The organism is bacterium, from assembly GCA_021158245.1.
Classification (GTDB): Bacteria; Zhuqueibacterota; QNDG01; order QNDG01; family QNDG01; genus QNDG01.
Genome location: JAGGVB010000140.1, coordinates 1 through 6,854, shown reverse-complemented (window position 1 = coordinate 6,854; position 6,854 = coordinate 1). Strand labels below are relative to the sequence as shown.

Genomic DNA, 6,854 nt, shown 5'->3' with positions numbered 1-6,854 from the left:
TCTCCAAGCTTGCCTGACACTTCGAGGAGATATTCCTCAACTGTATGTGACGGATCTTTTACATAACTTTGCTCTAAGAGAACATTTTCCTGATAATATTTCTCAATTTTTCCTTCTACAATTTTATCAACTACGTTCTCAGGTTTACCGCTTTCTATTACCTGAGTTTTAAATATTTCTTTTTCTTTATCAAGCGCATCCTGATCAATTTCTTCTCTTGTAATAGCAGCAGGATTAGTAGCAGCAACATGCATTGCAATATTTCTTGCTATCTGAAGAAAATCTTCCGTTTTTGCAACAAAATCAGTTTCACAATTAATTTCAATTAAAACTCCAAGCCTGTTACCCGGATGTATATAAGAAACTACAGCACCTTCATTAGTTGCCTTGCCAGCGCGTTTTTGAGCAGAAGCGATCCCCTTTTTCCTGAGATAATCCACTGCTTTCTCAATGTCTCCGTCTGTCTCTTTAAGAGCATTTTTACAATCCATCATTCCTACACCAGTCAGATCGCGGAGTTTTTTTACTTGTTCGGCAGTAATGGCCATTTAAATCTCCTTACAATTATATAATAAATCCTACATTATTATTATTCAATTAGAACATATCATTCTTTTTTTTCAGTAACACCTTCTTTTTCTTTCATCTCTTTAGCATCTTCAATTCCGGCTTCTGCCTGTCCTTCAATTATTGCATCTGCTATAGTATGTACAATTAAGCTGATTGATTTAAAAGCATCATCATTAACAGGAATCGGAAAATCAATTGGATCAGGATCACAGTTTGTATCAATCATTCCAAAGATTGGGATATGCATTTTCTTTGCTTCTGCAACAGCGATAGCCTCTTTTTTAGTATCAACGATAAAAATTCCCCCCGGAATGCGATTCATATCCTTAATACCGCCTATGCTATTTTCGAGCTTCTCTTTTTTTCGTTCAATCGTAAGCACTTCTTTTTTGGTCAGCTTTTCGTAAGTTCCGTCAGTCGACATCTTTTCAAGATTCTTGAAATGCTTAATACTTTTTTTAATAGTAGTAAAATTTGTCAGCATACCTCCAAGCCAACGTTCAGTTACGTACGGCATACCGCACCGCTCCACCTCAACCCTTACAATATCTCTCGCTTGCGTTTTTGTTCCGACAAATAGAATTTTTTCACCACGTGCAACAATTTTCTTGATCTCTTCAATAGCATTCTTCATACAAATCATTGTTTTGTTGAGATCAATAATGTAAATACCGTTACGCTCCATAAAAATATAGGGCTTCATCTTGGGATTCCACCTGCGTGTCAAATGCCCAAAATGCGCCCCAGACATCAGGAGCTGCTGCAAAGTTACTTCTGCCATATTTTTCTCCTTTTCTGGGTTACAACCCGCATACCCGTCCTTTTTCCAAAAAACCGGGAAATCATGAATATCTCCCGGCACCCAATTGGAAATCAGGGAATGTTTATTCTATAATTTATAAAATATATTCTATCTCTTTGAGAACTGGAATCTTTTGCGTGCGCCAGGCTGTCCGTACTTTTTCCTCTCTTTTTCGCGAGGATCTCTTGTAAGGAATCCGTTTGACCGCAAAACACTTTTCATCTCTTCATTTGCTTTCAAAAGAGCTCTTGAAATACCGAGAACCATTGCTCCCGCCTGGCCGGTTAATCCGCCTCCCTTAACAAATGCACGTATATCATACATCTCTTTTGATTCTGTTACATCCAATGGCTGATGTATAATCATCTCAAGCGTAGGCCTCTTAAAATATTCATTCAGTTCTTTTTTATTAACTGATATTTTACCTGTACCTGGGGTCAGCCATACACGGGCAACTGACTCCTTGCGTCTACCTGTAGCATAATAACTTGTTTCTTTCATATTCTCCTCAAATTATCAGGTAATTCTTTTGGCTGCTGTGCACTATGCGGGTGTTCGGGCCCTGCGTAAACACGCAGTTTTTTCAGCATCTTTCTTCCGAGAGAATTCTTTGGAAGCATTCCCTTTACTGCATGCATAACCACTCTTTCAGGATGTTTTTTTAACACCGTATCAACATTCTGGACATCAAGGCCGCCGGGATATCCGGAATACCTGCTATATGTTTTTTTTTCTACCTTATCACCTGTAAGCAGTACTTTTTCAGCATTGATTACAACAACATGGTCGCCGAGATCAAGATGCGGTGTAAAATCAGGTTTATGCTTACCCCTGAGCAGAATTGCAATCTGACTCGCTAATCTTCCAAGTACTTGATCCTGTGCATCTAAGATGTACCAATTTATTTGCACGTCTTCTTTTTTAGGCACAACAGTTTTCACGATTTTAAGCTCCTTCTGTTTATTTAAAATAAAGCTTATTAATGTAAATAATTTACAGTCTTATGTCAAGATTTTTATTCCGAATAATATAATTTACTTTGATTGTATATACCTGTACACTTTCCAATTAATTCCCAATTATCAAATGGCGTGTTCCTTGATTTGGACAAAAACTCTTCCTTTTTTACAATCCACACCTTATTCGGATCAAAAATAGATAGATTCGCATTCTCTCCTTTTTGAATTCTTACTGGCGTAACACCTAATATTCTCCTGGGATTGATTGAATATAAAAACACCAAATCGCTCATTGATATTTTATTTTTATGTACCAAATGTGTCAGAATTACTCCGATTGCTGTTTCAAGTCCGATGACTCCGAATGCCGATGAATTAAATTCTTTATCTTTTCTTTCTATGGAATGTGGTGCATGGTCTGTTACAATGGCATCAATTGTACCGTCCTTGATTGCTTTTATCAACTCTTCCCTGTCCTTTTCCCCTCTCAGAGGCGGATTCATTTTAAAATTCGGATCAAAATCCCTAACCTCTTCTTCTGTAAGAGTGAGATAGTGAGGGCATGTCTCCGCCGTTACTTTCATGCCTCTCTTCTTCGCATCTCTGATCAACCTTACAGAACCGGCAGTTGAAATATGTGCAAGGTGGACCGGTTTATTTATATACTCCGCTACTGCAATATCTCTTGCAACAATAATTTCTTCACTAATACTCGGAATGCCTTTCATTCCAAGCTCTGTTGATACAATACTTTCATTCATTACTCCGTCCTGAGAAATAGCAGTATCTTCACAATGATCTATAATAACTCTATTAAGCATAGAAGCATACTCAATTGCACTTCGTAAAATTGCCCCTGTTTTAACCGGAGATCCGTCATCAGAAAAAGCCACTGCGCCGCCTTCAACCATATCTGCCATTTCAGTCAGCTCATTACCTTCTCTTTTCTTTGTTACTGCACCAATGGGAAAAACATCAACAATAGAACCTCTGGCCTTTTCATTAATATAATCAACCTGCCCTCTGTTATCACACGCAGGGCTTGTGTTAGGCATTACACATACTCCTGTAAAACCGCCTGCCATAGCAGAACTGATACCGGATTTTATCGTTTCGGCGCCTTCATATCCCGGTTCTCTGAAATGAACATGCAAATCAAAAAATCCTGGAACAATATACTTTCCCTTTAAGTCAAGTATCTTGCCCCCGAAGGAGCTTTCATCAATTTTTCCAATCTCGGCAATCTTTCCCTGTCTAATCAAAATATCTGCATTCTTATCAAGGGAAACAGAGGGATCCAGAATATGCCCGTTTTTCAAAAGAATTGAAGCCTGATTTTCCACGCTTCGGAAATTTTTCTTATTCATTTTCTTCTCCTTCAAATTTCCCCTTGCCTCCGGATAAAAGATAAAGAACAGCCATTCTGACTGCAACTCCGTTAGTCACCTGCTGAAGAATAACAGAATGCATTGAGTCAGCAGCTTCGCTGTCAATTTCAACACCACGGTTCATTGGCCCGGGATGCATAATTAGCAGCTCTTTGCCCAACCGGCTAAGCCGCTCTCTCGTTAAACCAAAAAGGGCTCTGTATTCCCTCAAACTGGGAAAGAGCCCACCCTCCTGCCTCTCGAGCTGAATCCGAAGGATATTAAGGACATCAGCTTCCCTCATAGCATCCTCTATATGAGGGTAAACTTTGACCCCCATTTCTTCAATTGCAACAGGTAAGAGTGTCGCTGGACCGCATACACCTACTTCTGCACCTAAGGCTTTTAATCCGAATATATTTGATCTTGCGACACGGCTGTGCATAATATCACCGACAATCACAACTCTTTTGCCTTTAAGGTCTCCAATCTTCTGCCTCATTGTCATCATGTCAAGCAGAGCCTGCGTCGGATGTTCATGCGCTCCGTCCCCTGCATTTATAACAGAAGCATCTACGCATTGCGAAATAAAATGAGGCGCTCCGGGTGAAGAGTGCCTTATTACAACAAAATCTATCCTCATTGCTTCGATATTTCGAATTGTATCTTTTAAATCTTCCCCCTTGGATACGCTGGAACTTGCTTTTGAGAAATTAACAGCATCAGCGGAAAGCCTCTTCTCTGCCAGTTCAAAAGAAAAACGTGTTCTTGTGGAAGGCTCGTAAAAAAAATTTACAACGGTTTTCCCGCGTAATGTCGGCACCTTAGGTATCTCTCTTGCAAGTACATTTTTAAATGATTCTGCAGTATCAAGAATCAGAGTCAACTCCTCTTTATCAACGCCCTCCAACCCAAGCAAGTGTCTGCTTTTTAATTGCATTTTTTCTCCCTATCTAATTAAGGTTCAATAAGAAGAACCAAATCTTCCCCGTCAACTTCTTTTAATTTAACCTGGATTTGTTCATCATTTGACGTAGGTACATTCTTTCCTACATAATCCGGTTTGATAGGAAGCTCTCTGTGCCCCCTGTCAATAAGCACAGCAAGCTGAATCATAGATGGGCGGCCCAGATCAATTACAGCATCAAGAGCGCTTCTTACTGTTCTTCCTGTGAATAAAACATCATCAACAAGGATAACTCTCTTATTTGTAAGATCAAAATCTATGTCCGTTTCCTGTACAACAGGACGTTCTGAAAACAGGCGGAAATCATCACGATACAGTGTGATATCAAGAATCCCGATAGGAATGCTCACCTTTTCTATTCTCTTGATATTTTCATTAATTCGCCTTGCAAGTATATCTCCCCTGTTCCTAATCCCGATAATCGCCAGATTCTCCACACCTTTGTTTCTTTCACAAATTTCATGAGTTACGCGCATTAATGTCCTGGACACAGCCATACTGTCCATTAATTCGGCTTTTAGTTTCATATTCGCCTCAAAGTTAATTTAAAAAAAACACCTCCCCGGCTTCTATGTCAGGGAGGTGTTTCTCTGTCGAATTCACGCTCCCCTTTCCGATCTCGCCGGACCCGTTTAAAGGGGAAAATCTATTTCTAAAATTATACGGACTTTTATTTTCAAAAGCAAGGTATTTCTAATTCATTCTTAAAAGAGTCATGAATGATTCATTTATTCAGCTCTATGATTCCTTTTCGTAACAACCATAGCAATACTGAGAACAGCACCTACGGCAGCAACAGGCCAGAACTCGCCGCCAATGTTTCGCGTTCTGACCAAATCAATAAACATTCCTGCTATAGGTGCAAAAATCATTGCAGCAATTGATTTAGCCTGGCTTTCAATTGAAAGCACTGTTGCTCCGTCCTCTTCTGTTGCAAATTTATCAAACCTGCTGATTAATATGGGCCTCCATATATTCTGCAGAAAATAGAGCCCAATAAAAAACAGAATAGCTGCAGGGTAACTCTTTGCTGCAAGGAACGGGATCATTAAAATATACAGGACAGAAGCAATCTTCCAGATAATAGCTGCCCCCCTCTCTTCATTCTTAAAGGCTGAAACAAAAGAATGTGATTTTCTGCTTCCTACTGCAGACAATAAATACAGTACAAAATAAACAAGGCCGATTAAAACAGGAGTTCTGCTTCCTTTTCCAAGAGTAACAAACACCGGAATAGCAATGGCAAAATTCTTTACCATAGGCTGGATATAGTCCTTTGTCGCTTTAAAAAATCCCTCAAAACACATTGACTCAAGAATCAATCTCCTCTGGCCGGCACGCTTTACAGATAGAACCATAGAACGGAATACATGTGAAAAAAGCCTGGAAATACATACATCTTTCTTTTTTTCACCCTCAAGTTCAGCAGGATAAAAGAAAAAATTTATCAGACCAAGCAGATACGGAATTAATGTATAGAAAAAAACCGCTGAATAGTTATGCTCTCTTAATACAAGATATGTTGCAATTATTATTGAAAACGCCGATCCCAGTTTGGACCACGATCTGGTATATCCGTAAATACGCACTTTTTCATCAAGTCTGTTATGAATTCTGAGCCAGGTAAAAATAAGTGCCTTATGCGTACCGGTTCTGAATGCCTCTCCAATTGAAAAGAAAAACATTGCAGTAAAAAGAAGCCAGATATGCGGCCCTGACAGTCCGAAGATAAGAAAGGAGATTATATAGGAAGAAAATGACACTATCATGCTTCGCCTTCTTCCGTAAAAATCAGCAAATCCTCCGCTTGGAATCTCCATAATATTTATAAACAATTCCCGAAACCCGACAAGCAGGCCTATCTCTGTAAAATTGAGGCCTTTATCCATAAGGAATAATATAAAAAAGGGCTCAAAATATCTCTGATTTTTTAAAAACCCGTAAGCTGAAAATCTTGCAAGCATGCTATTTATTTTCATATAAAATATTCCCTATAAATTTTGATTATGCAACATTTTTTCTGTAAATTGGTAATTTAAGGTTCTCCTCGTCCTTATTATTCTCAAAGTTTATATATTTTCTCCCAACAATCCATCCTTCATGAATTTCCTGCAATACTGCTGTGATCAATCTTAAGCATGATTCTTGATTTGGGAAAATACCAACAACCCGGGTACGCCGACGAATTT

General features: G+C 39.0%; 9 protein-coding genes. All 9 read right to left on the bottom strand.

Annotated elements, in window-relative coordinates; all coding sequences use genetic code 11:
- Positions 1–548: translation elongation factor Ts (gene tsf, locus J7K93_07540; GenBank protein MCD6116851.1), on the bottom strand; the 548-nt coding region annotated here is incomplete at its 3' end.
- Positions 549–607: 59 nt separating this feature from the next.
- Entirely contained in the window at positions 608–1,351 is a 744-nt protein-coding gene (gene rpsB, locus J7K93_07535) for a 30S ribosomal protein S2 (GenBank protein ID MCD6116850.1), read from the bottom strand.
- A gap of 129 nt (positions 1,352–1,480) precedes the next feature.
- Positions 1,481–1,873, bottom strand: a complete 393-nt coding sequence (rpsI, locus tag J7K93_07530; protein ID MCD6116849.1) for a 30S ribosomal protein S9 — start codon at positions 1,871–1,873, stop codon at positions 1,481–1,483.
- On the bottom strand, positions 1,870–2,313 hold the full coding sequence (rplM, locus tag J7K93_07525) for a 50S ribosomal protein L13 (GenBank protein MCD6116848.1): 444 nt from the start codon (positions 2,311–2,313) through the stop codon (positions 1,870–1,872). Before rplM ends, rpsI begins: the two co-directional genes overlap by 4 nt.
- A 74-nt stretch (positions 2,314–2,387) precedes the next feature.
- Complete coding sequence (locus tag J7K93_07520; protein MCD6116847.1) at positions 2,388–3,698, bottom strand: dihydroorotase; 1,311 nt, start codon at positions 3,696–3,698, stop codon at positions 2,388–2,390.
- On the bottom strand, positions 3,691–4,638 hold the full coding sequence (locus J7K93_07515) for an aspartate carbamoyltransferase catalytic subunit (protein MCD6116846.1): 948 nt from the start codon (positions 4,636–4,638) through the stop codon (positions 3,691–3,693). The genes J7K93_07520 and J7K93_07515 overlap by 8 nt, the downstream gene beginning before the upstream one ends.
- Positions 4,639–4,655: 17 nt before the next feature.
- Positions 4,656–5,192, bottom strand: coding sequence for a bifunctional pyr operon transcriptional regulator/uracil phosphoribosyltransferase PyrR (gene pyrR / locus J7K93_07510; GenBank protein ID MCD6116845.1), 537 nt, complete (start codon positions 5,190–5,192; stop codon positions 4,656–4,658).
- Between the two features lie 201 nt (positions 5,193–5,393).
- Positions 5,394–6,644: an MFS transporter gene (locus J7K93_07505; GenBank protein MCD6116844.1), complete on the bottom strand. Its 1,251-nt coding sequence runs from the start codon at positions 6,642–6,644 to the stop codon at positions 5,394–5,396.
- Between the two features lie 25 nt (positions 6,645–6,669).
- The coding region (locus tag J7K93_07500; GenBank protein MCD6116843.1) for a transposase at positions 6,670–6,854 on the bottom strand (185 nt) is incomplete at its 5' end.

Bases quoted from the DNA above. Each gene is read 5' to 3' on its own strand.
- rpsB (MCD6116850.1), bottom strand. From the start codon at position 1,351: ATGGCAGAAGTAACTTTGCAGCAGCTCCTGATGTCTGGGGCGCATTTT.
- J7K93_07520 (MCD6116847.1), bottom strand. From the start codon at position 3,698: ATGAATAAGAAAAATTTCCGAAGCGTGGAAAATCAGGCTTCAATTCTT.
- J7K93_07515 (MCD6116846.1), bottom strand. From the start codon at position 4,638: ATGCAATTAAAAAGCAGACACTTGCTTGGGTTGGAGGGCGTTGATAAA.
- pyrR (MCD6116845.1), bottom strand. From the start codon at position 5,192: ATGAAACTAAAAGCCGAATTAATGGACAGTATGGCTGTGTCCAGGACA.
- J7K93_07505 (MCD6116844.1), bottom strand. From the start codon at position 6,644: ATGAAAATAAATAGCATGCTTGCAAGATTTTCAGCTTACGGGTTTTTA.
- rpsI (MCD6116849.1), bottom strand. From the start codon at position 1,873: ATGAAAGAAACAAGTTATTATGCTACAGGTAGACGCAAGGAGTCAGTT.